We start from the raw sequence: 18,690 nt of genomic DNA, 5'->3' as shown, positions 1-18,690 counted from the left end.
AGAAGGAAGAACATCGCCATGACGAACGACAACCGCACTTCCCCGACCGATGCCGTCCCGGCGTGGACCGGCATGGTGCCGGTCGACGACACGGCCCTGGCCGTCACCGACACCGGCGGCCCCGGCATCCCCGTGGTCTACCTGAACGGCCAGTTCGCCACCCAGGGGTACTGGCGGCGGGTCATCGACGAACTGGGCCCGGGCCGACGGCACATCACGTACGACGAGCGGGCTCGCGGCAAGAAGTCGATGCGTTCCGCGGACTACTCCTTCGAGGCGGCCGTCCGCGACGTCGACGCCGTTCTCGCGGCCAGGGGCGTCGACCGGGCGCTGGTGGTGGGCTGGTCCTACGGCGCGGTCGTCGCCGCACACTGGGCCGAACGCAATCCGGAGCGCGCCGTCGGCGCGGTCCTGGTCGACGGCGCGGCCCCGTACGACTGGCTCGACGACGCCATGGAGCTGCGGATCCGGAAGCTGTTCCGGCGGATCGGCTGGCTCGCGCCGCTGCTGCGTCCGACGGGCCTGACCCCGCGGATGTCCGCCGAGGAGCAGGCGGAGAGCAACATCGAGCTCGGCAAGCTCTCCCGCGAGAGCGAGCTGGGCCCCGTCCTGGACGGCATCACCGTCCCGGTGCGGTACGTGCTCGCCTCGGGAACGTCCTTCGGCAGCAAGGGCGATGAGCAGGAGAAGATCCGGGCCGGCCTCGACCAGGTATTCGAGCGCAACCCGAACATCCGGCTCGGCGCGAAGGTCCCCAGCAACCACGGCGCCATCCTGAAGAAGGACTTCCGGGCCATCGCCGATTCCGTCCGCGAGGTCGCCGTCCTCGGCTCCCCTTCGGCCTGAGCCCGCCTCAGGCGGTGCCGTCGGAGACCGTTTCGGGCTTCGTGTGGAGGATCTCGCGGGCCTGGTCGGCGGCGCGGGCGATGCTCTCGGAGACGAAGTCGATGAAGCGGGCGATGTTCTCCAGCCGGGCGGCGGCCGGGGAGTCGGCGCCGAGGACGCTGACGCCCTGGCGGGCGACCTCGCCGAGGTGGGCGGTGGCGCGGGCGCTGGCCATCGTCGACTGGTACAGGACGTCGTCGTCGACGACGTAGCGCTCGCGGCGGCGTTCGTCGCGTTCCCGGCGGATGAGGCCCTGGCTCTCGAGGAACGTGATCGCCTTGGAGATGGACGCCGGGCTGACCTGGAGGCTCGCGGAGAGTTCGGACGCGGTGAGGCTGCCCGCGTCGGTGGTGTAGAGGCCGGCCAGCACCCGGGCCGTCATCCTGGGCAGCCCCGACTGCATGAAGACGGTGGCGAACACCTCCTCGTACGCGCGCACCGCCTCGGCATCGCGACCGTGGGCCTGCGCGGACGCATCCGCCCCCCGGGGCACGGCCTTTCGGCGGCGGTGGGTGCGGAGCTCGGTGGCGCGGTGAGCCAGGTCGGCGCGGTAGCCGGTGGGGCCGCCGTTGCGCATGACCTCGCGCGTGACCGTTGAGGTGGGGCGGTCGATCCGTCTGGCGATCTCCGCGTAGGCGAGCCCGTCGGCCACCCCCAGCGCGATCTGCTGGCGCTCCTGTTGGGTGAGCCTGCCTCCCGGCATCGCGATCTCCTCTCACGTTCCCTGTGTGCCCCCAGCATAGCGTTCACTCTCCATCCAATGCAACGACCGAGGTAGCTGACGTTGCGTTAAAACCAGAGCCGTTGCAACGATATGAAGCCTCTGGCCTGCAATTTCATCATTCATACGCAACGAATCCGTTGCGTAATCTATAAACGCTACGTAGCTTTTCCTTCATCGGAAACAGCGAGTGAGCGCAACAGGAGACTGTCATGCAGAAGTTCGAGACCACTGCCCCGATCGCCGTCGTTCTGGATGTTGCCGCGGGGCGTGTGCAGCTGATCGCCGCGGATCGGGTGGATGCCGTGGTGGAGGTGCGGCCGGTGGACGGCTCCAGGGGTCGGGATGTGAAGGCGGCGGAGCAGACCGTGGTGGAGTTCGCCGGTGGTGTGCTGCGGATCGCGACGGCGGTGGCGAAGCATCAGGTGCTGGGTGCTTCGGGTGCGGTCGAGGTGACGGTTCGGGTGCCGGCGGGTTCGCGGGTGGAGGCGAGGGCGGCGGCGGTGGAGTTCCGGGGGGTGGGGCGTCTTGGTGAGGTGGTGTTCGAGGGTGCGCAGGCGATGGTGCGTCTGGATGAGACGGCTGCGGCCCGGCTGGCTGTTCAGGCCGGTGACATCTGGGTCGGTCGTCTGGCGGGGGATGCGGAGATCGGCACGTTGAAGGGTGATGTGCGGATCGATGAGGCGGTGGGTGGGTCGGTGGTGTTGCGGACGGAGTCCGGTGACATCGCGGTGGGTGTCGCCCGCGGTGTGTCGGCGTCGCTGGATGCCGGTACCTCGTACGGCCGGGTGGCCAACTCCCTGCACAACGCCGACGGTGCCTCGGCGGCTGTGAACATCCGGGCGACCACCGCCCACGGCGACATCACCGCCCGCAGCCTCTGACCCCCCACCAACACTCTCGAAGGAGCACGCGATCATGAGCAACCCGACCACCACCACCACGACCGCGACGGACCGCCCGGAACTCCAGAAGGCCATCGAAGCGTTCGTGGGCGCCGGTTTCGGCGGCATACAGATGCGCGTGCACGACGAGCGGGGCGAGTGGGTCGGCAGCGCCGGCCTGAGCGAGTCGGGCGAGAGCGCCAAGCCGCCGACGGACGGCCACTTCTGGGCGGGCAGCGTCGCCAAGCCGTTCACCGCGACCGCCGTGCTGCAACTGGTGGCCGAGGAGCGGACCGGGCTCGACGCCCCGGTCGCCGACCACCTGCCCGAGCTCGGACTGGACCGGCGGATCACCGTGCGGATGCTGCTCCAGCACACCAGCGGCCTGTTCAACTACACCGGCGAGTACTACGAGGACGGCACCTTCGTGGCGGGGATCCCCGCCACGGGCAAGGAATGGGTGGACAACCGGTTGCACGCCTACCGTGCGCAGGAGCTCGTGGCCCTGTCCCTGTCCAAGCCGGCCCGGTTCGAGCCGGGAACGGGCTTCGGCTACTCCAACACCAACTACACCCTCGCGGCCCTGCTGATCGAGCGGATCGCCGGCCGCCCGTACGCCGAGGAGATGGACCGCCGCATCGTGCGGCCGCTCGGACTGCGGAACACCGTACTCGGCGGCAGCGACCCGGAGCTCCCGGAGCCGCACGCCCACGGCTACTACCGCTACCAGGAGGCCGGCGAATGGAAGGTGGCCGACGTCACCCGCCAGAACCCCTCCATGCTGCTCGCCGCCGGTGACACGATGACGACCACCCGGGACCTCCACACCTTCTTCTCCGCACTGAACGGCGGCAAGCTCCTGCCGGCCCCGCTGCTGGCCGAGATGCGCAAGCCGTACGGGGAACTCGGCTACGGCCTCGGCGTGTTCGTCCAGGACCTCGGCCCGGAGCACGGCGGCACCGTCTACCACCACAACGGCGGCGCCCCCGGCGGCTACGGCGCCCTGATGTACAGCTCGCCGGACGGCAGCAGGACGCTGACCGCGGGACTGACCACCGGCGACGGCCCGACGGACCCGGCCCAGGCCTTCCCCGGGGCCCTGGACGCCCTGGTCAAGCAGGTCTTCACCGCCGGCCCGGCCACGGCCTGACCTCCGGTACGAGGCACCGCGCGGCCGGTTCGCCCATGGCGGCCGATCCGGTCAGCGGGGCCGGAGGCCGTCGAAGACCACCTCGAAGATGCGTTCCCGGGGCGCCGGGTCCTCCCCGAGCTGTTCGAGCATCGCGCCCGTGCCGACCAGCAGGGCCAGCAGTTCCGGCAGGTGCAGTTCCGGGCGGACGGCCCCGGCCCGCTGGGCCGCGGACAGCAGGCCGGCCAGCAGGGTCTGGATCTCCTCGGTCGGCGCCCGCAGGGCCGCGTGCACGTCGACGCCGGCGGCCGCGAGCGCCTGGGCGAACTCGTTCTTGCCCGACGAGCGTTCCACCACCAGGCGGAAGCAGGCGAAGAAGGCCTCGGCCTGATCCGCCTGCGCCGCCAGCCGCGCGGTCATGGCCGCCATCTCCTCCAGCCTGCGCACCATCACCGCCTCCAGCAGCGCCTCCTTGGTCGGGAAGTGCCGGAAGAGCGTGCCGACCCCGACCCCGGCGGCCCGGGCGATCTCCTCGGTCGGCACGCCGACGCCGCGGCTGGTGAACACCTCCGTGGCGACGTTGAGCACCCTGGCCCGGTTCCGGGCCGCGTCCGCCCGCAGCGGGCGCTCCTGAGTGCCACTCATCCCTCTTCCGCCTTCCGTGCGTCGGTGGCGGCCTCGATACCTGGACAACCGGAGTCCCCAGTCCGTATCGTTGAAAACGGAGCCGCTAGTCCGATTCTAGTGGCTGATCCCGCCGGAGGTTGATCATGCCCAAAACGCTGTCACCGCGAGAGGTCTCCCAGGAACTCCTGGCGCGCATCGGCCAGGGGCGGTACGCGGAGCTGGCCGAGCTCTACGCGCCGGACGTCGTCGTGGAGACCGTCTTCGAACCGGTCGGGCCGCGGCGGTTCGAGGGCCGCACGGTGCTCGAGGAGCGCTTCGCGGCGGTCGCCGCGGCCTCGCCCGTGGAACTGACCCCGGCGAACGTCGTGATTCGGGAGACCGAGGACCCGGAGGTGGTCGTCACCGAGTGGGACTACCGGGTCCACCACCGGGCGACGGGCCGGAGCTTCGAGACCGCCAACATCCAGGTACTGCGCGTCCGCGACGGCCTGATCGTCACCAGCCGGGACTTCCACGACCACCTGGCCCTCGTCATGGCGGGCGACGGCCTGCCGCAGCTGGTGCGGGCACTGGAGGCCGGCCGGCACGGGTAGCGGCCCGCCGGTTCCTACGTCGCGCGGGTGAAGGCGCGGCGGTAGACCCGGGGCGGGACCCCGCGGCGGCGTACGAACTGCTCGCGCAGCACCGCGGCGCTCCCGTAGCCGACCCTGCGGGCGATCTCCTCGACCGGGAGGTCCGTCGTCTCCAGGAGCTCCTCGGCCCGGCTCAGGCGCAGACTCCGCAGCCAGGCGTGCGGGGTGGTACCGGTCGCGGCGGTGAAGCGGCGGGCGAAGGAGCGCCTGCTCATCATCGCCCGGCGGGCCAGTTCCGTGACGGGCAGCGGCTCGTGGAGGTGTTCGCGGGCCCAGCCCAGCACGGCCGCGAGCCGCTCGTCCTGTCCGTTCTCCGGGACGGGCGCGGCCAGGTACTGGGCCTGCCCGCCGTCGCGGTGGGAGGGGAGCACCATGTCCCGGGCGATGCCGTTGGCCAGCGCGGCGCCGTGCTCCCGCCGGAGCAGGTGCAGGCACAGGTCGAAGCCCGCGGCGGCACCCGCACCCGTGACGATGCTCCCTTCGTCGACGTAGAGGGCGTCGGGTTCCACGGTGACCCGCGGGTGGCGGCCGGCCAGGAGCTGCGCGAACCGCCAGTGGGTCGTCGCCCGCCGCCCGTCGAGGAGTCCGGCGGCGGCGAGCGCGAACGTGCCGACGCAGTGCGCCGCGACCACCGCGCCGCGCCCGTGCGCGGCCCTCAGCGCGTCGAGCACGGCGGGGCCGGGCGGGGTGCGGAAATCCGCCCCGGGCAGCGCGATCAGCAGATCGGCTTCGGCGAACCGGTCCAGGCCGTGCGCGACGGAGAGCGGCACTCCGCAGTCCGTGGGCACCGGTCCGGGCCGGTCGGCGCACAGGGCGAAGTCGAAACCGGGCAGCGCGGCTCCATGCGGGCCGAACACCTCGGTGACGATGCCGACGGCGAGCATGCCGACGCCGGGAGGGACGTACGCGGCGACGGTCTTGAAGGGCGGCACGACGGCAGTCTGGCACAGGGCTGGCACGAATCCTGCGATGAGAGGCATCCGTGCCACTCGTGAACTCCCCCCGCACGCACGAGCATTGGGGCCATGACAGACGCACCGCTCGGCCGCAGCGCCGCATACAAGGTCCTGACCACCGGCTACGTCGGCTCCACCGGCCCCGGAGTCGCCGCCACCGTCTCCTACGTGCACGACGCGGGACGGCACGTGATCTTCGACCCCGGCATGGTGGCGAGCCACGACGACATCCTCGTCCCGCTCGCGGAGCTGGGGCTCGGCCCCGAGGACATCACGGACGTGGTGCTCAGCCACCACCACCCGGACAACACCATGAACGCGGCCCTCTTCGGACGCGCCCGGATCCACGACCACAAGGTCGAGTACCAGGGCGACCAGTGGACGAACCGCGACGCCGAGGGCCACGAACTCACCCCGTCGCTCCGGCTGATCCGCACCCCGGGCCACAGCGCCGAGGACATCACGCTGCTGGCGGGCACGGACACCGGGGTGGTGGCCTTCGCCGGCGACCTGTGGTGGCACGCGAACGGCCCGGCGGACGACCCGGTGGCCCCGGACCGCGAGGTGCACCGCGCCTCCCGCCTGCGGGTCCTGGCCGCGGCCGACCTCATCGTGCCCGGCCACGGCGCCCCGTTCCGCCCCGCCGAGACCACCCCGCGCTAGGTGTATCGCCTCGCTGCCGTTGGTCTGGGGCCGCAGCGCCGGTGAAGAAGGCGTGGGGCCGTTGCCAGAAGGCGTTGGCGGTCTCCTTCTTTCGTCCGCATGGACAACGTGCCCGGTGGCGCGGTCGAGGGGACCAGGCCGAGCAGGTGGGCGATACGAGCGGGTCCGCAGCGGCGCAGGAGGCGGACCCTGTCTCAGCTCTCGGCGGGGCGGCGGGCTGGTCTGCTTGCCGGGAATCGGATCGCCCTCAACGGGGTTGGTGGGGGACGAGCCGATATTGGAGGGCCATGAGAGCGATACAGGTGTACGAGGTGGGCGGTCCCGAGGTGCTCCGGGAGGCCGAGGTGGCCCCGCCGCGGCCGGGTCCGGGCGAGGCGGTCGTGGAGGTCGCCGCATCGGGGGTCAACTTCCTCGACGTCTACCACCGCGAAGGCCGGTACAGCCTTCCGCTGCCCTTCACCCCGGGCACCGAGGGCGCCGGCACGGTCGTCGAAGTCGGACCCGGCGTCGCCGACGTCGCCGTCGGGGACCGGGTCGGTTGGGTGGACATTCCCGGCACGTATGCCGAGCAGGCCGTCGTGGACTCCTCCCGGCTGGTGCCGCTGCCCGACGATGTCGGCTTCGAGACCGCCGCCGCCGTGCTCCTCCAAGGCATGACCGCGCACTATCTCGTCAAGGACGCCTACCCGGTTCAGGTGGGCGACACGGTGCTCGTGCATGCCGCTGCCGGTGGCATGGGGCTGCTTTTGACCCAGCTCATCACCCATCTCGGCGGCAGGGTGATCGGCACGACGTCGACCACGGCGAAGGCCGAGCTGGCGAAGCGTGCCGGGGCGGCTGAGGTGATCCTTTCCTCCACAGTCGACGATCTCGCAGCCGAGGTGAGGCGGCTCAACGGCGGTCAGGGACTGCCGGTTGTCTTCGACGGCATCGGCGCGCACACCTTCGATGCGAGCCTCGCCAGCCTGCGAGCCCGCGGCCATCTCGTGCTCTTCGGCGCGGCAAGTGGTGCCGTGCCGCCGTTTGATCCGATTCGGCTCGCCCACGGCGGCTCGCTGACCCTGATCCGGCCCAGCCTCGGGGACTTCATCGCCGATCGGTCCGAACTGCTCCGACGGGCCGCCGATGTGTTCGAGTGGGTACGGTCCAAGGCGCTTGAGGTCACCGTAACGGGCCGCTACGCCTTGTCCGGGGCCGCCCAGGCCCACAGCGATCTGGAGGCTCGGCGCACCACCGGCAAGCTGCTCGTCGTACCCGATGCGACCGCTGTTGGACGCAGCGAGGAGACGCAGAGCTGATCGCGGGTGACGAGGTCGGGGATCTTGGAGACTGAGATGTCGAGGGCAGGGCCGACGGCACCGGCCGGCCCTGGGCCGCGCGGCGCTGCCGCACGGTCTCAGCGGTGACCGTGCCCCGCTCCGCGTGTGCGACGAACCGAACAGGCCCGCCTCCGGAAGGTCCTCCGGCCGCCCCGGACGGTGAATCGTCGTGCCCACCCCCGCGCTCCCCATCCCGTGCTCCCCGTCCCGTGCTCCTCAGCCGTACGCCCGGCCCGCTCATCCGGCAGCAGAACCCATCCGCGGCTGTTGCCAGGCGGTGACGGTGCCGGCATGGACGTGAGACCGGCGCGGCGGGATGCTCGTCTCGGCGCCGGGGTGGATGTAAGCCCGCTGTAAAGAGCGGGGGGCCGGCCTGCGATGATCGTGGACGCAACACATGGGCCAGAGGAGAACAAGCAAGTGACCAGTCGCTGGATCGTCCGTGCCATACCCGCACTCGTTCTGGCCGGGCTGCTGCTGAGCCCCCAGGCCCAAGCCCAGGCCCAGACCCAGGCCGCACCGGCGGCCGCGGTGCGGCTCGCACCCCAGGGCGCACCGGCGCCGGCCCATGCGCCGTCCGCGCAGGTCCGGCACTCGGCCGCCGGCTCCGCCACCCTGGTCCAGGGCGACAAGAAGAAGGACAAGAGCAAGAGCAAGAGCAAGAAGAAGGGCTTCTTCAAGAAGCTCGGCACCGCCGCCCTCATCGGCACCGTGCTCGTCGTCCTGCTCGTCATCGCCGTCGTCGTCGCGATCGTGTTCGCCGCCAGGCGGCGCCGACGGGCGGCGTGACCGCGCCCACGTCGGCGCAGAACACATGGCGACTGCTCCCCGTGGGGTGCGCATGGGGAGAGGTGACGGGCATGTTCGCGATGGACGTGCGGGGCGGGGAGAAGGCCGCCGGTGACGGGCCGGCCGGGGCCGTCACGGTCATGTCCCCGCGCGGGCTGGTGGACCTGCGGGGGCAGGGCGGGGGACCCGTCCTGATGTCGTACCCGGCAGGTGCCGTGGTGGTGGTCTCCGGACTGCCCGGCAGCGGCAAGAGCACCCTGCTGCGCCGATGGTCGGGCGCGGCGCCCGTCGTCGACCCCCGGGTCTCCCACGTCGCCTGCGAGGCGGTGATGCCCGCGTGGCTGCCGTACGCGGTGTACCGCCCGTGGGCGAGGCTTCGGCACTTCCGGTGGCTGTGCGCCGAAGTCCGCTCCGGGGGACCGCTGCTGGTCCACGACTGCGGCAGCCGGAGCTGGATGCGGCGGTGGCTGTCCTGGACGGCGGGGCGCGACGGCCGCGAGCTGCACGTCGTCCTGTTGGACGTCGGAGCCGCCGAGGCGCTGGCCGGGCAGGAGTCGCGGGCTCGCCGGGCCCCGCGCCGCGTGTTCGCACGCCACCGGCAGGGTCTGGGCCGGCTGCTCGAAACCCTCCGTCTGCACGGCCCGATCGCGGTGCGCGAGTCGGTCTCGGTGGTCCTGCTCGACCGGGTTTCCCGCGAACGCATGGCGGCCGTGGAATTCACCCCGCCCCCGGCGCCTCACCCCACTGCGGGGCCCTTGCCCGGTCGCGCGGCGGAGCGGGCGGAAACGGAGCCGCGCCTACCGGCGTAAGCGGAGCGACTGCCGCTTCCCCGGCGGGAGTTGGATGATCGAAAAGGAGGGGGGCACGTGCCGGCGGGCGGAGCGGGCGTACCAGAATCGGCACCACGCCCACGTCCTCCCGCCTACCGCCCCGAGGTGCCATGCCCACGCTGACGCTGCCGTCCCCCCGGTCCCCGGAAGCCCTCCCGGACGGCTTCGCCGCGACCGGAACCGGGGAGACCGGCGAAGAGCTCGACCGGTTCGCCCACACCTGTACGCGGCTGCTCCTCGGCACCGACGGGCTGACCACCCCCCTGCTGGAGGCGTGGGTCGGCTCCGCCGTCTCGGTCCGCCGGATGAGCCACCGCCTCGTCAACGCGCCCGAGGCTCCCGCGGGCGTGGCGGAGCTGCTGGAGGCCCGGTCCGACGAGGTCCTGCTGGAGCGGCGCTCCGTACTGGCGTCCTCGGACGGGACGGACCTCTCCCGGAACGTGGTCGTGGCCCGCCCCGGCCTGTCGGCGGCCGCGGACCGGTGCCTCACCGACCCGTCGGCGCCGATCGGCCGGATGCTCCAGGCCGTCGGAACGGGCCGGCGCCGCACCATAGTCGAGGTCGGCCTGCACACGTGGGGAGGCGTGCCCGCGGCGTACAAGGCGTACCTCCTGTGGCACGGCGAGCAGCCGCTCGCCACCATCACGGAGCTGTTCAACCCGGACGTCGTCCCCGCCGCCCTGCGCGCCCCCCTGGCCCCGGCGGGCCGGTCGTGACCGCGCCCCGGCGCCACGTACAGGTGGCGATCGTCGGCGCAGGACCCGCCGGACTGGTACTGGCCAACGTGCTGCACAGGGCCGGCGTCCAGGTCGAGATCCGGGAACGGGCCGGCCGGGCCGAGGTCGAGCGGCAGGCCCGGGCGGGCCTGATCGAGCACCGGGTCGTCGAGTACCTGCGCGAGCACGGGCTCGCCGACCGGCTGCTGGCCGAGGGCGGCCGGCACGACTGGTGCGAGTTCGTGTGCCTCGGGGAGCGGATCCGCATCCCGTACGGGGACCTCTCGGGCGGAGCCGGGCACTGGGTGTATCCGCAGCAGTTCCTGGTGCGCGATCTGATCGCCTCGTTCGAACAGAGCGGTGGCGTGGTGCGGTTCGACTGCCCCGTCCTCGAAGTGGACACCTCGGGACCGCGCCCGCTCCTGCGCTGCCCGCAGGACGTCCTGGAGGCCGAGTACGTCGTGGGCTGCGACGGCCCGCGCAGTACGGTCGCGCAGGCGTTCCCCGCCGACGCGGAGGCGGCCGTCGAACGGCGCTACCCGTACGACTGGCTCACGGTGCTCGCCGAGGTGGACCGTCCCGTGGACGGCATCCGGTACGCCCTCCACGAGGCGGGTTTCGCCGGGATGATGCCCCGCACGCCCCGCCTGGCGCGCTTCTACCTCCAGGTCCCGCCCGAGGCGGAGCTCACGGACTGGACCGAGTCGCGCATCCGCGGGCAGCTGTCGACGCGGCTGCACCTGGAGGCGGGGGACCCGCAGCCGGGCGCGGTGACCGAGGTCGGCATGCTGCGGCTGCGCGGCCGGGTCCGCGAGCACGTACGGGCCGGCCGGCTGCTGCTGGCCGGGGACGCGGCGCACGTGCTGACGCCGTCGGGGGCGAAGGGGCTCAACCTGGCCGTGGCCGACGTCGCCGACCTCGCGGACACCCTGCTGCGCGTCCACCGCGGCGGCGAGGACGCGGGGGAGGCCCTGGCCGGCTACGACCGGCGCCGCCGCCAAGCCGCCTGGACGACGCAGGAGTTCTCCGACCGGCTGCTGGACCTGCTGCACCTGCCCCCGGGCGGCGGTGCGGCGGAGTCGGCCTTCGGCCTGCGGCTGCGCCGGGAACGGGTCGCCCTGATGGCCGCTCCGGGGCCGGAGGGCGAGGCCTTCGCCCGTGCGTACGGCGGGGCGGGCCACCTGCGTCCCGCGCCGGGGGGCGCCTCCCCGGGGGTGCCCGCACGGTAGCGCCGTCCGCCCTGCCCGCTCTGTTCAGTACGCGCCGATGGACCAGAACACCCCGACCTCGTCCCCGGAGACGGCGATCACCCCCAGTTCGTCGAACAGGTCCAGGCCGTTGACGTATGCGCCGGTGAGGAACGAGTGGGCCGAGTGCCCGCCCAGGCCCGTCGCCAGGAAGTCCGGCGCCGGGTTCGCGGCGGCGGCCACCGCGTTCGTCCAGAACCGGGCGTCGGGGCCGTAGCGGGCGAGCAGGGTCCGGGCGTCCGCCGTCAGCCCGTCCACGTCCGGCCGGTCGCGGACGGGCCGCGGTTCGCTCATCCACTCCTCGGCCATGACGGTGACCGCGGCGACCGCCGCGTGCGGCTCCAGCCGGTGGAGCCGGTCCGCGAACTCCGCCGCGGGAGGCGGGGCGAACGGGTAGGCCGGCGACGAGAGGCGGCCGGACGCGTTGAGACGGTCGGGGTCCATGCGCAGCCAGCCCCGCGGGTCCGGGACCTCCCGGTGCATCACCGCGAGCACGTCCCGGGCCCAGTCCTCGTGGCGGCGCGGGCCGGTGGCCAGGAAGACGTACGGGTCGTCGAGCAGCCGCAGGGCCGCCGCGTTCCAGGGCGAACGGCGTCGGCGGAACTCCGTCAGCAGGGTGCCGGCCCCGCGGGCGAAGACGTCCGCCGGCTCCCGGGGCATCCGTGCCAGTTCCCCCAGTCCCCACCGCAGGAGTTCCGGGCCGGGGCCGTCCGCCGCGGCGCCGGCCGGGCCCTCGGGAACTGCCGGGAGCGGCGCTTCCACCGCCCGCACCCGTGCCGCCGCCGCGTCCCAGACCGCTTCCAGGTGGGAATCGAGCAGATCGAGGGCGGTGCGGTCGGCTTCGTGCGGGGCCATGGGCTCACCCTAGTGTCCGCACCGCTTCCGGCCGTCGTGCGGTCCGGCCCGCGCGCTGTGGTCGCCCGGTGTCACGGCGCCGGGGGCGTCGGGCGGACCGCTTACGATGTCCGACATGTCCGGTCCGGTCGCCGTCGCGTACGCTGCCCACCCCGGTGTGCGGCTGCGGTCCGCCGCGCGACTGGCCCTGTGCGCCGCAGTGTCCTGGTACCTGTGCCTGTGGTGGGGTACGAGCACGCTTCCGGTGCCCGCCGTGCTGCCGGCGGTGCTGATCATGCGCGAGGACGTGTACGCCTGGCCGCGTCTGGGCCGGCAGCGGCTGGCCGGGGTGGTCGTGGGCGTGCTGCTGAGCACGGTCGTACTGCACTGGGTGCCGGAACCGGCGTGGTCCTTCCCCACCGTGCTGGTCTGCGGCTGCGCGGGCATGTACCTGATGGGACGCCCCGGCGCGCCCAACCAGCAGGTCCTCATCACGGCGCTCATGGTCTACGCGACGGCCGTTCCCGGTTATCCGCTGGCACGCCTGGTGGAGACCCTGGCCGGCATCGCCGTGGTCGTGCTGCTCGGGCCGCTGCTGTGGCCGCCGGACCCGTACCGGTCGGCCGCGGCGGGGCTGGACGCCTACCGGGCCGGGGTACGGGAGCTGCTCGGCGCGATCGCCGGCCGGCTGGAGCGGGGCCCGGCGGCGCCGGGGCCCGCGGAGCGGGAGGAGTCGCAGCTGCCCGAGCAAGCGCGGGTGTGGCTGCGGCCGCAGGCTGCCCGGGACGCGTTCGAACGGGCGGCCGCCGGACGGCTGCTGCCGGGCCGCCGGGCGCGCGGGCTGCCGCCGGACGGGCTCGACGGGCGGCTCGAGCTCGGGATCCGCACCGCCCTCACCCTCCAGTACTTCGGCCTGGAACTGGACGAACGGGCCCGGAGGGACACCCCGGGCCCGCCCGCGTCCGGCGCGCCGACCGCCCCCGAGTCCGACCCGGCCCCCGAACCCGCTCCCGGATCGGACCCGGCCGCCGACCCCGCCCTGCGCGACCTCGCGCCGCTCGTCCGGGCGACCGCCGCCGCCCTGGACGCCGCCCTGCTCGGCGAGGAGTTCACGGCGGACCTCGAACGGGCCCGTGCGCTCGACCGCGCCCACCGCGAGGCCCACCCCGCCCGGCGCGACGCCGTACTGCGGGCCGGTCTCCACCTGACCCACGCGGCCCTCGCCGACCACGCTCCGCGCCCGGGAGGCGGCTGTGCCGCGCCCGGCGCGACGCCGCCGTCGGTGTGAACCGTACAGGCACCCCCGCGCGGTCGGCGCCCGTCGCCCGTGCGCGGGCCGTCGCGACGGACACAGTCGTACCGGGACGGCCTGGGACGTGTCCGGGGCCGGAGTATGACCGGACTGTCACAGGATCGGGTTACAGGAACGGACCGGGCGCGGCGTACATCTAGCCGTTCGGCGAGGTTCCCTCGGGGGCCGCGTCCGACGTATCGGCAAGAACCGGCCGGCAGCGGCCGGGGGTGAGTGGCAAGGCGGGCACGAATGAAGGCGGTAGCGGTGGCGGGCGGTTCCCCGGAGTCTGCGGACGGCCCGGAGACTCCGGAGACGGAGAGGACCGGGGTCGAGGCCCCGGAATCGGAACCCGGCACCGGCGGCCCGGACACCCCGGAGCCGGCGGGGACCGAGGCCGACGACGCCACGGCGACCGGCCCCGGGGAGGCCGCGCCGGCCGAACCCGGCGCGCAGCCGGAGGCCGGGCAGGAGCCGGAGGCGGAGCCCGCCGCGGAAGCCGGGGCCGAGCGCGCCTCCGAGGCGGCGGCCCAGGACGACCCCGGGACCGGGCCGGAGCCGGGCGAACCCGCTCCCGGGGCCGAAGCGCGGCCCGGCGCGCGGGGTTCGGACGCCGCGGCGTCCGAGGCGGAGCCCGGTGCCGAGGGCGGGGACGATGCCGCGCCCGCTCCCGAGGCGGAGTCCGGTGCCGACGACGGGACCGGGTCCGGGGAGGACGTACCGGGCGCGCCCGGGGCCGGTACGGAAACCGAGCCGGAGGCCGGCGCGGAGCCCGAGGCCGTCGACGCGTCCGCTTCCGCGCCCGAGGCCGAGCCGGAGGACGAGGGGACCGCTCCCGCGGCCGATGCGCAGCCCACCACCGGCGGCGTACGCGAGCCTGGGCCCGGGGCGGAAGCGGACGGCGAGGTCTCACCCGAACCGGAACCCGACGAGAAGGCCGAGGGCGGGGACGCGGCCGGGACCGGGGCGGCGGCCGACGCCGAGACCGCACCCGAGTCCGACGCGAAGGCCACCGGCGGGGACGCACCCGGGACCGGGGCGGCAGCCGGCGCCGCCCGCGACGAGGACGCGGCCGAGAACGAGAACGAGAACGAGAACGAGAACGAGGACGCGGTCCCGGAGGCGCGGCCGCTGCCGTCCTGGGCCAAGGACGACGAGACCGACGCCGAGCGGACCAGTCGGTTCGTCGCCCTGAAGGACCCGGACGCCCCGGCGCCGAAGAGCCCTTGGCCGGGAGTCGTACCCCAGAACCGGACCCCGGACCGAGCCGTGTCCCCGGCCCCGGCCGCCGCCCCGACCCGGGCAGCGGCCCCCGCCCCCACCCGGCCCACGCCCCCCGGCGTCGTCGAGCCCACCCGCGAGGTGCCGCTGCCCCCGCAGCCCCCGCTGGACCTGCTCGCCGAGCTCACCAACACCACGCCCCCGCCCGAGACCCCGCGCCGCACCGCCGTCCGGCGCGTGAAGATCTGGACCCCGATCCTGCTGCTCCTGGCCGGCGCGGCCACCGGCGCGCAGCTGCTGCGCCCGCTGCCCGCCCCCCAGCTCGTCGCGGCGGAGCAAGGGCACACCATCGCCGGGCAGTTCTCCGTACCGTGGCCCGCCAAGGGCCAGGGCGCCGTACGCGTCCCCGGCACCGGCGACATCGGCAGCTTCGGCGAGCAGAAGCCCGTCCCCACCGCGAGCGTCGCCAAGGTGATGACGGCCTACGTGATCCTCAAGGGCCACCCGCTGCGCAAGGGCGAGGCCGGCCCCCAGATCGAGATCGACGCGAAGGCCGTGGCGGACGGCACCGCGGAGCACGAGTCCCGGGTCGAGGGGCTCACCGCCGGTACGAAGTTCAGCCAGCAGGACATGCTGAAGATGCTCATGATCCCCTCGGGCAACAACATCGCCCGGCTGCTGGCGCGCTGGGACGCAGGCGCCGACTCCGAGGCGGCCTTCGTGGCGAAGATGAACGCCGCGGCCAAGGAGCTCGGCATGGAGAACACCACGTACACGGACCCCAGCGGCCTGGACTCCGCGACCGTCAGCACGGCCGCCGACCAGCTGAAGCTGGCCGAGGCCGTGATGAAGGACGAGGCGTTCCGTGCGGTGGTCGCACTGCCGAGCGCCGAGATCAAGGGGCTGTCCACGCCGCTCATCAACAACAACACCCTGCTCTCGGCCAACGGCCTGAGCATCCGCGGCATCAAGACCGGGTCCAGCACCCCCGCGGGCGGCACGCTGATGTGGGCGGCGTACAAGTCGGTCGGTGACGAGACCCCGCTGATCGTCGGCACGCTCATGGACCAGCACGCGGACGGCCCGGACCTCAACGGCGAGAACAGCTTGAAGCTCGTGCTGGCCAACAGCAAGAAGATCATCGAGGCGGTGCGGCAGGCGCTCGACTCGGCTCCGGTGATCCGCAAGGGCCAGACGGTCGGCCACGTGGACGACGGGCTCGGCGGCCGTACGCCCGTGGTGGCCACGAAGGACCTGAACGTCATCGGCGTTCCGGGGCAGCAGCTGCAGCTCACCCTCCGGCCGGGGGCCTCCGGCACCCCGCACGCGGGAAAGGCGGGAACGGAGGTCGGGGTCCTCACGGTCGGCGCCGGGGAGGGTGCGAAGAGCGTCCCCGTGGCGCTCGGCACCGGCCTGGCCGAGCCCTCCTTCACGACCAGGATCACCCGCATCGGCTAGGGGGTGTCTTGTCGATCAGGCCGGATCAGGGAGCGGTGGTGGGCGCCGTGGATCGCAAGGCGGACGAGGGAGTCGACGCGGTGGGGGCACCTCCCAGCGGTAGCTGGGGGACGTCGGCGACCGAGGACAACGCGGCGAGGCGCGGTGCCCGCCACCGCGAGCCCGGCGTGATCGGCAAGACGCCCCCTAGGGCGTGCGCAGCCGCCGACAGCGCCCGGTGCCCGGTACGGACCTTCCGTACCGGGCACCGGCGCGTCGCACCGCGCCCGGAACCGGTGGACAGGAGCGGGCAGTGCTGGACAGTCACCGCCCCCGCGGGGCCTGGAGAGTGGACACCGTCCGGGGCGAGCCTGAGGCCGCGGGCGCCGCGGTCCCCTCTTCCCCCTCCGCGGCGTCCGTGCCCGCACCGCACCCGTACTCGAAGGAGCGTCCACCATGGCGTACCGCGCCGTCCGCACGCTGACCGTCCTGACCGCCGCCGTGGCCCTGTCCGCCACCGCCGCCACCGCCTACGCCGCCCAGGACGCCGGCCGGCCCGCCTCGCCGGGGATCGTCACCGACTGGGCCCGCGCCTGGAACGGCACCGAACCCCAGGCGCTCGGAGCCCTGTTCACCGCCGACGGCGTCTACACGGACGAAGCCGTGGGCGTCACCTTCCGCGGCCGGAAGGAGATCTCGGGGTGGAAGGCCCGCGCCGACGCCCTGATCGCGGGCGTCCACGTCACCGTCCGCTCCACCCGCGTCGAGGGCGACCGGATCACCGTCCGGTCCGTCTACGCCGGCCACCTCAAGGGTGCGCCCAAGCCCTTCGCCGTGCCGATGACCACCGTGCTCGACCTCGACGGCAACCACTGCCGGATCGCCTCCGACCAGGACCACTACAGCCTGGCCGCCGTCCTCGCCCAGTCCGGCCTGCCCGCCGACTGGACCCCGCCGACCACCTGACGGGGTTCCCGGGGGCGACCTGGGACAGTGGCTGCCATGGATCGTCTTCCCGCGGACCCGACCGTTCTCCACCCGTTCCCGGACCAGCCGCGCGTGGTGCTGCTGAAACCGCTGGTGACCTCGCCGCTGATCGAGGCCGGGGAGTACTCGTACTACGACGACCCGGACGACCCGACCGCCTTCGAGACCCGCAACGTCCTGTACCACTACGGGCCGGAGAAGCTGGTCATCGGGAAGTTCTGCGCTCTGGGCACCGGGGTGCGGTTCATCATGAACGGCGCCAACCACCGCATGGACGGCCCCTCGACCTTCCCCTTCCCCATCATGGGAGGCTCCTGGGCCGAGCACTTCGACCTGCTCACCGGCCTGCCCGGCAAGGGGGACACCGTCGTCGGCAACGACGTCTGGATCGGCTACGGCGCCATGGTCATGCCCGGGGTGCGCATCGGACACGGCGCGATCATCGCGTCCGGTGCCGTGGTCGTCGAGGACGTCCCCGACTACGGCATCGTCGGCGGCAACCCGGCCGGACTCGTCCGCACCCGCTACGACGACGCCGACATCGCCCGTCTGCTCGCCGTCGCCTGGTGGGACTGGCCCGCGGAACACCTCACCGCGCACCTCCGGACCGTCATGTCCGGCACCGTGGACGAACTGGAGGAGGCCGCACCCCGGACCGCCTGACCCGGTGCGCCGTGACCGGGGTCGGTCCGGGACCGGGCCCGGTCACGGGCCCGGTCAGTTCCCGCACACCGATCGGTACGCCACGGGGAAGTCGAAGTAGGTGTCGGGATACGCCTCCGGCTTGTACGTGAAGTGCCACTATTCCTCGGGCAGGTTGACGAAGCCCTCGGCGGCCAGGGTGCCCTTCAGGAGCTGCCGGTTCGTCCGCTGGACGCCCTGGATCCGCGGGTCGTCGGTGTGCGCGAGGGTGTCGAAGCAGTCGAACCCGGTCCCCATGTCCACCGAGTCGTCGGGGCGCCGTTCGTCCTGGGGCGCGTAACAGGGGCCGGCGGGCCGCACCGGTGGGCCGGCGGCCGCCTGCGGGTCCCGCCGGACGATCGTCAGGTCCACCGTACTGCCCCTGCTGTGGCCCGACTTCTCCGCGATGTAGCCGTCCGCGAAGAGCCGGTCCTTGGCCACCCGCGGGTAGAACTCGGCCTTCATCCGCTCGTCCCCGAGGTCCTTCGCCCACCGCGAGAAGTGGTCGACGGCCCGCTGCGGCCGGTAGCAGTCGTACACCTTCAGCGCGTACCCCTGCGGCAGCAGCCGCTCCTGCGCCCGGTGCAGCGCCTCGGCGGCCGGCCGGGTGAGGATGCACAGGGGATCCCGGTAGCCGTCGATGCGCCGCCCCGTGAAGTTGACCTTCGTGGCGTAGCGCATGTCCTGGACGATCGACGGATCGACGGATCGCAGCGCGACGAAGTCCTCCGGCGCCTTCGCCGCGGGTGCCTTCGCGGCGGGCGCGGCGTCGGCGAGGGGGACGGAGGACCCCAGGGCCAGTGCCGCACCGGCGGCGACGAGCAGTGGCGTTCGCTTCCTC

At 73.5% G+C, this 18,690-nt stretch carries 18 protein-coding genes and 1 pseudogene; 14 read left to right on the top strand and 5 right to left on the bottom strand.

Annotation, left to right across the window (positions count from 1 at the left end):
* The first annotated feature begins 18 nt into the window (after positions 1 to 18).
* Positions 19 to 846, top strand: coding sequence for an alpha/beta fold hydrolase (locus ACFY1T_RS22405; RefSeq protein ID WP_390789703.1), 828 nt, complete (start codon positions 19 to 21; stop codon positions 844 to 846).
* Positions 847 to 853: 7 nt separating this feature from the next.
* On the opposite strand, the gene ACFY1T_RS22400 is transcribed toward ACFY1T_RS22405, so the two are convergent.
* Positions 854 to 1,588 (bottom strand): helix-turn-helix domain-containing protein, encoded by a 735-nt coding sequence (locus tag ACFY1T_RS22400; RefSeq protein ID WP_390789702.1) that lies wholly within the window; start codon positions 1,586 to 1,588, stop codon positions 854 to 856.
* A gap of 230 nt (positions 1,589 to 1,818) precedes the next feature.
* Between ACFY1T_RS22400 and ACFY1T_RS22395 the strand changes: the two genes are divergently transcribed.
* Both ACFY1T_RS22395 and ACFY1T_RS22390 read left to right on the top strand, forming a co-directional pair.
* Positions 1,819 to 2,490 (top strand): DUF4097 family beta strand repeat-containing protein, encoded by a 672-nt coding sequence (locus ACFY1T_RS22395; protein ID WP_390789701.1) that lies wholly within the window; start codon positions 1,819 to 1,821, stop codon positions 2,488 to 2,490.
* Positions 2,491 to 2,524: 34 nt separating this feature from the next.
* Entirely contained in the window at positions 2,525 to 3,640 is a 1,116-nt protein-coding gene (locus tag ACFY1T_RS22390; protein WP_390789700.1) for a serine hydrolase domain-containing protein, read from the top strand.
* Between the two features lie 51 nt (positions 3,641 to 3,691).
* Here ACFY1T_RS22390 and ACFY1T_RS22385 read toward each other — a convergent pair whose 3' ends face one another.
* Complete coding sequence (locus ACFY1T_RS22385; RefSeq protein ID WP_390789699.1) at positions 3,692 to 4,264, bottom strand: TetR/AcrR family transcriptional regulator; 573 nt, start codon at positions 4,262 to 4,264, stop codon at positions 3,692 to 3,694.
* A 125-nt stretch (positions 4,265 to 4,389) separates the two neighbouring features.
* On the opposite strand from ACFY1T_RS22385, the gene ACFY1T_RS22380 reads away from it, so the two are divergent.
* Positions 4,390 to 4,839 (top strand): nuclear transport factor 2 family protein, encoded by a 450-nt coding sequence (locus ACFY1T_RS22380; protein ID WP_390789698.1) that lies wholly within the window; start codon positions 4,390 to 4,392, stop codon positions 4,837 to 4,839.
* Positions 4,840 to 4,853: 14 nt separating this feature from the next.
* Here ACFY1T_RS22380 and ACFY1T_RS22375 read toward each other — a convergent pair whose 3' ends face one another.
* A complete protein-coding gene (locus ACFY1T_RS22375) occupies positions 4,854 to 5,762 on the bottom strand; it encodes a GlxA family transcriptional regulator (protein WP_390789743.1) in 909 nt (302 codons plus the stop codon).
* A 141-nt stretch (positions 5,763 to 5,903) separates the two neighbouring features.
* Between ACFY1T_RS22375 and ACFY1T_RS22370 the strand changes: the two genes are divergently transcribed.
* The 6 genes from ACFY1T_RS22370 to ACFY1T_RS22345 all read left to right on the top strand — a co-directional run bounded on the left by ACFY1T_RS22370 (position 5,904) and on the right by ACFY1T_RS22345 (position 11,380).
* Positions 5,904 to 6,497: an MBL fold metallo-hydrolase gene (locus ACFY1T_RS22370; RefSeq protein ID WP_390789697.1), complete on the top strand. Its 594-nt coding sequence runs from the start codon at positions 5,904 to 5,906 to the stop codon at positions 6,495 to 6,497.
* 287 nt (positions 6,498 to 6,784) lie between these two features.
* Complete coding sequence (locus tag ACFY1T_RS22365) at positions 6,785 to 7,795, top strand: quinone oxidoreductase family protein (protein ID WP_390789696.1); 1,011 nt, start codon at positions 6,785 to 6,787, stop codon at positions 7,793 to 7,795.
* Positions 7,796 to 8,236: 441 nt separating this feature from the next.
* Positions 8,237 to 8,605, top strand: a complete 369-nt coding sequence (locus tag ACFY1T_RS22360) for a hypothetical protein (protein ID WP_390789695.1) — start codon at positions 8,237 to 8,239, stop codon at positions 8,603 to 8,605.
* A 71-nt stretch (positions 8,606 to 8,676) separates the two neighbouring features.
* Entirely contained in the window at positions 8,677 to 9,414 is a 738-nt protein-coding gene (locus ACFY1T_RS22355; RefSeq protein ID WP_390789694.1) for an AAA family ATPase, read from the top strand.
* 131 nt (positions 9,415 to 9,545) lie between these two features.
* The gene (locus tag ACFY1T_RS22350) at positions 9,546 to 10,151 is read left to right on the top strand and encodes a chorismate pyruvate-lyase family protein (protein WP_390789693.1); all 606 of its coding nucleotides are present in this window, start codon (positions 9,546 to 9,548) and stop codon (positions 10,149 to 10,151) included.
* The gene (locus ACFY1T_RS22345) at positions 10,148 to 11,380 is read left to right on the top strand and encodes an FAD-dependent monooxygenase (RefSeq protein WP_390789692.1); all 1,233 of its coding nucleotides are present in this window, start codon (positions 10,148 to 10,150) and stop codon (positions 11,378 to 11,380) included. The genes ACFY1T_RS22350 and ACFY1T_RS22345 overlap by 4 nt, the downstream gene beginning before the upstream one ends.
* 24 nt (positions 11,381 to 11,404) lie before the next feature.
* Here ACFY1T_RS22345 and ACFY1T_RS22340 read toward each other — a convergent pair whose 3' ends face one another.
* On the bottom strand, positions 11,405 to 12,253 hold the full coding sequence (locus tag ACFY1T_RS22340; protein WP_390789691.1) for a hypothetical protein: 849 nt from the start codon (positions 12,251 to 12,253) through the stop codon (positions 11,405 to 11,407).
* A 115-nt stretch (positions 12,254 to 12,368) separates the two neighbouring features.
* Between ACFY1T_RS22340 and ACFY1T_RS22335 the strand changes: the two genes are divergently transcribed.
* The 4 genes from ACFY1T_RS22335 to ACFY1T_RS22320 all read left to right on the top strand — a co-directional run bounded on the left by ACFY1T_RS22335 (position 12,369) and on the right by ACFY1T_RS22320 (position 17,831).
* The gene (locus tag ACFY1T_RS22335; RefSeq protein WP_390789690.1) at positions 12,369 to 13,520 is read left to right on the top strand and encodes an FUSC family protein; all 1,152 of its coding nucleotides are present in this window, start codon (positions 12,369 to 12,371) and stop codon (positions 13,518 to 13,520) included.
* Positions 13,521 to 13,775: 255 nt separating this feature from the next.
* Positions 13,776 to 16,202, top strand: coding sequence for a serine hydrolase (locus tag ACFY1T_RS22330; RefSeq protein ID WP_390789689.1), 2,427 nt, complete (start codon positions 13,776 to 13,778; stop codon positions 16,200 to 16,202).
* A gap of 435 nt (positions 16,203 to 16,637) precedes the next feature.
* Positions 16,638 to 17,147, top strand: coding sequence for a nuclear transport factor 2 family protein (locus ACFY1T_RS22325; protein ID WP_390789688.1), 510 nt, complete (start codon positions 16,638 to 16,640; stop codon positions 17,145 to 17,147).
* 36 nt (positions 17,148 to 17,183) lie between these two features.
* Positions 17,184 to 17,831 (top strand): CatB-related O-acetyltransferase, encoded by a 648-nt coding sequence (locus ACFY1T_RS22320; RefSeq protein WP_390789687.1) that lies wholly within the window; start codon positions 17,184 to 17,186, stop codon positions 17,829 to 17,831.
* Between the two features lie 54 nt (positions 17,832 to 17,885).
* On the opposite strand, the pseudogene ACFY1T_RS22315 reads toward ACFY1T_RS22320, so the two are convergent.
* Positions 17,886 to 18,674 (bottom strand): annotated as a pseudogene (locus tag ACFY1T_RS22315) (M15 family metallopeptidase).
* Positions 18,675 to 18,690: the final 16 nt, after the last annotated feature.

The organism is Streptomyces sp. NPDC001194, from assembly GCF_042896985.1.
Taxonomy (GTDB): domain Bacteria; phylum Actinomycetota; class Actinomycetes; order Streptomycetales; family Streptomycetaceae; genus Streptomyces.
Note: the sequence above shows the minus strand (reverse complement) of the source record. Positions and strands in the feature narration are given on the sequence as shown.

Excerpts from the sequence above, each read along its gene's own strand:
- ACFY1T_RS22405 (WP_390789703.1), top strand. The coding sequence starts at position 19 with ATGACGAACGACAACCGCACTTCCCCGACCGATGCCGTCCCGGCGTGG.
- ACFY1T_RS22400 (WP_390789702.1), bottom strand. The coding sequence starts at position 1,588 with ATGCCGGGAGGCAGGCTCACCCAACAGGAGCGCCAGCAGATCGCGCTG.
- ACFY1T_RS22395 (WP_390789701.1), top strand. The coding sequence starts at position 1,819 with ATGCAGAAGTTCGAGACCACTGCCCCGATCGCCGTCGTTCTGGATGTT.
- ACFY1T_RS22390 (WP_390789700.1), top strand. The coding sequence starts at position 2,525 with ATGAGCAACCCGACCACCACCACCACGACCGCGACGGACCGCCCGGAA.
- ACFY1T_RS22385 (WP_390789699.1), bottom strand. The coding sequence starts at position 4,264 with ATGAGTGGCACTCAGGAGCGCCCGCTGCGGGCGGACGCGGCCCGGAAC.
- ACFY1T_RS22380 (WP_390789698.1), top strand. The coding sequence starts at position 4,390 with ATGCCCAAAACGCTGTCACCGCGAGAGGTCTCCCAGGAACTCCTGGCG.
- ACFY1T_RS22375 (WP_390789743.1), bottom strand. The coding sequence starts at position 5,762 with ATGCTCGCCGTCGGCATCGTCACCGAGGTGTTCGGCCCGCATGGAGCC.
- ACFY1T_RS22370 (WP_390789697.1), top strand. The coding sequence starts at position 5,904 with ATGACAGACGCACCGCTCGGCCGCAGCGCCGCATACAAGGTCCTGACC.
- ACFY1T_RS22365 (WP_390789696.1), top strand. The coding sequence starts at position 6,785 with ATGAGAGCGATACAGGTGTACGAGGTGGGCGGTCCCGAGGTGCTCCGG.
- ACFY1T_RS22355 (WP_390789694.1), top strand. The coding sequence starts at position 8,677 with ATGTTCGCGATGGACGTGCGGGGCGGGGAGAAGGCCGCCGGTGACGGG.
- ACFY1T_RS22350 (WP_390789693.1), top strand. The coding sequence starts at position 9,546 with ATGCCCACGCTGACGCTGCCGTCCCCCCGGTCCCCGGAAGCCCTCCCG.
- ACFY1T_RS22340 (WP_390789691.1), bottom strand. The coding sequence starts at position 12,253 with ATGGCCCCGCACGAAGCCGACCGCACCGCCCTCGATCTGCTCGATTCC.
- ACFY1T_RS22335 (WP_390789690.1), top strand. The coding sequence starts at position 12,369 with ATGTCCGGTCCGGTCGCCGTCGCGTACGCTGCCCACCCCGGTGTGCGG.
- ACFY1T_RS22330 (WP_390789689.1), top strand. The coding sequence starts at position 13,776 with ATGAAGGCGGTAGCGGTGGCGGGCGGTTCCCCGGAGTCTGCGGACGGC.
- ACFY1T_RS22325 (WP_390789688.1), top strand. The coding sequence starts at position 16,638 with ATGGCGTACCGCGCCGTCCGCACGCTGACCGTCCTGACCGCCGCCGTG.
- ACFY1T_RS22320 (WP_390789687.1), top strand. The coding sequence starts at position 17,184 with ATGGATCGTCTTCCCGCGGACCCGACCGTTCTCCACCCGTTCCCGGAC.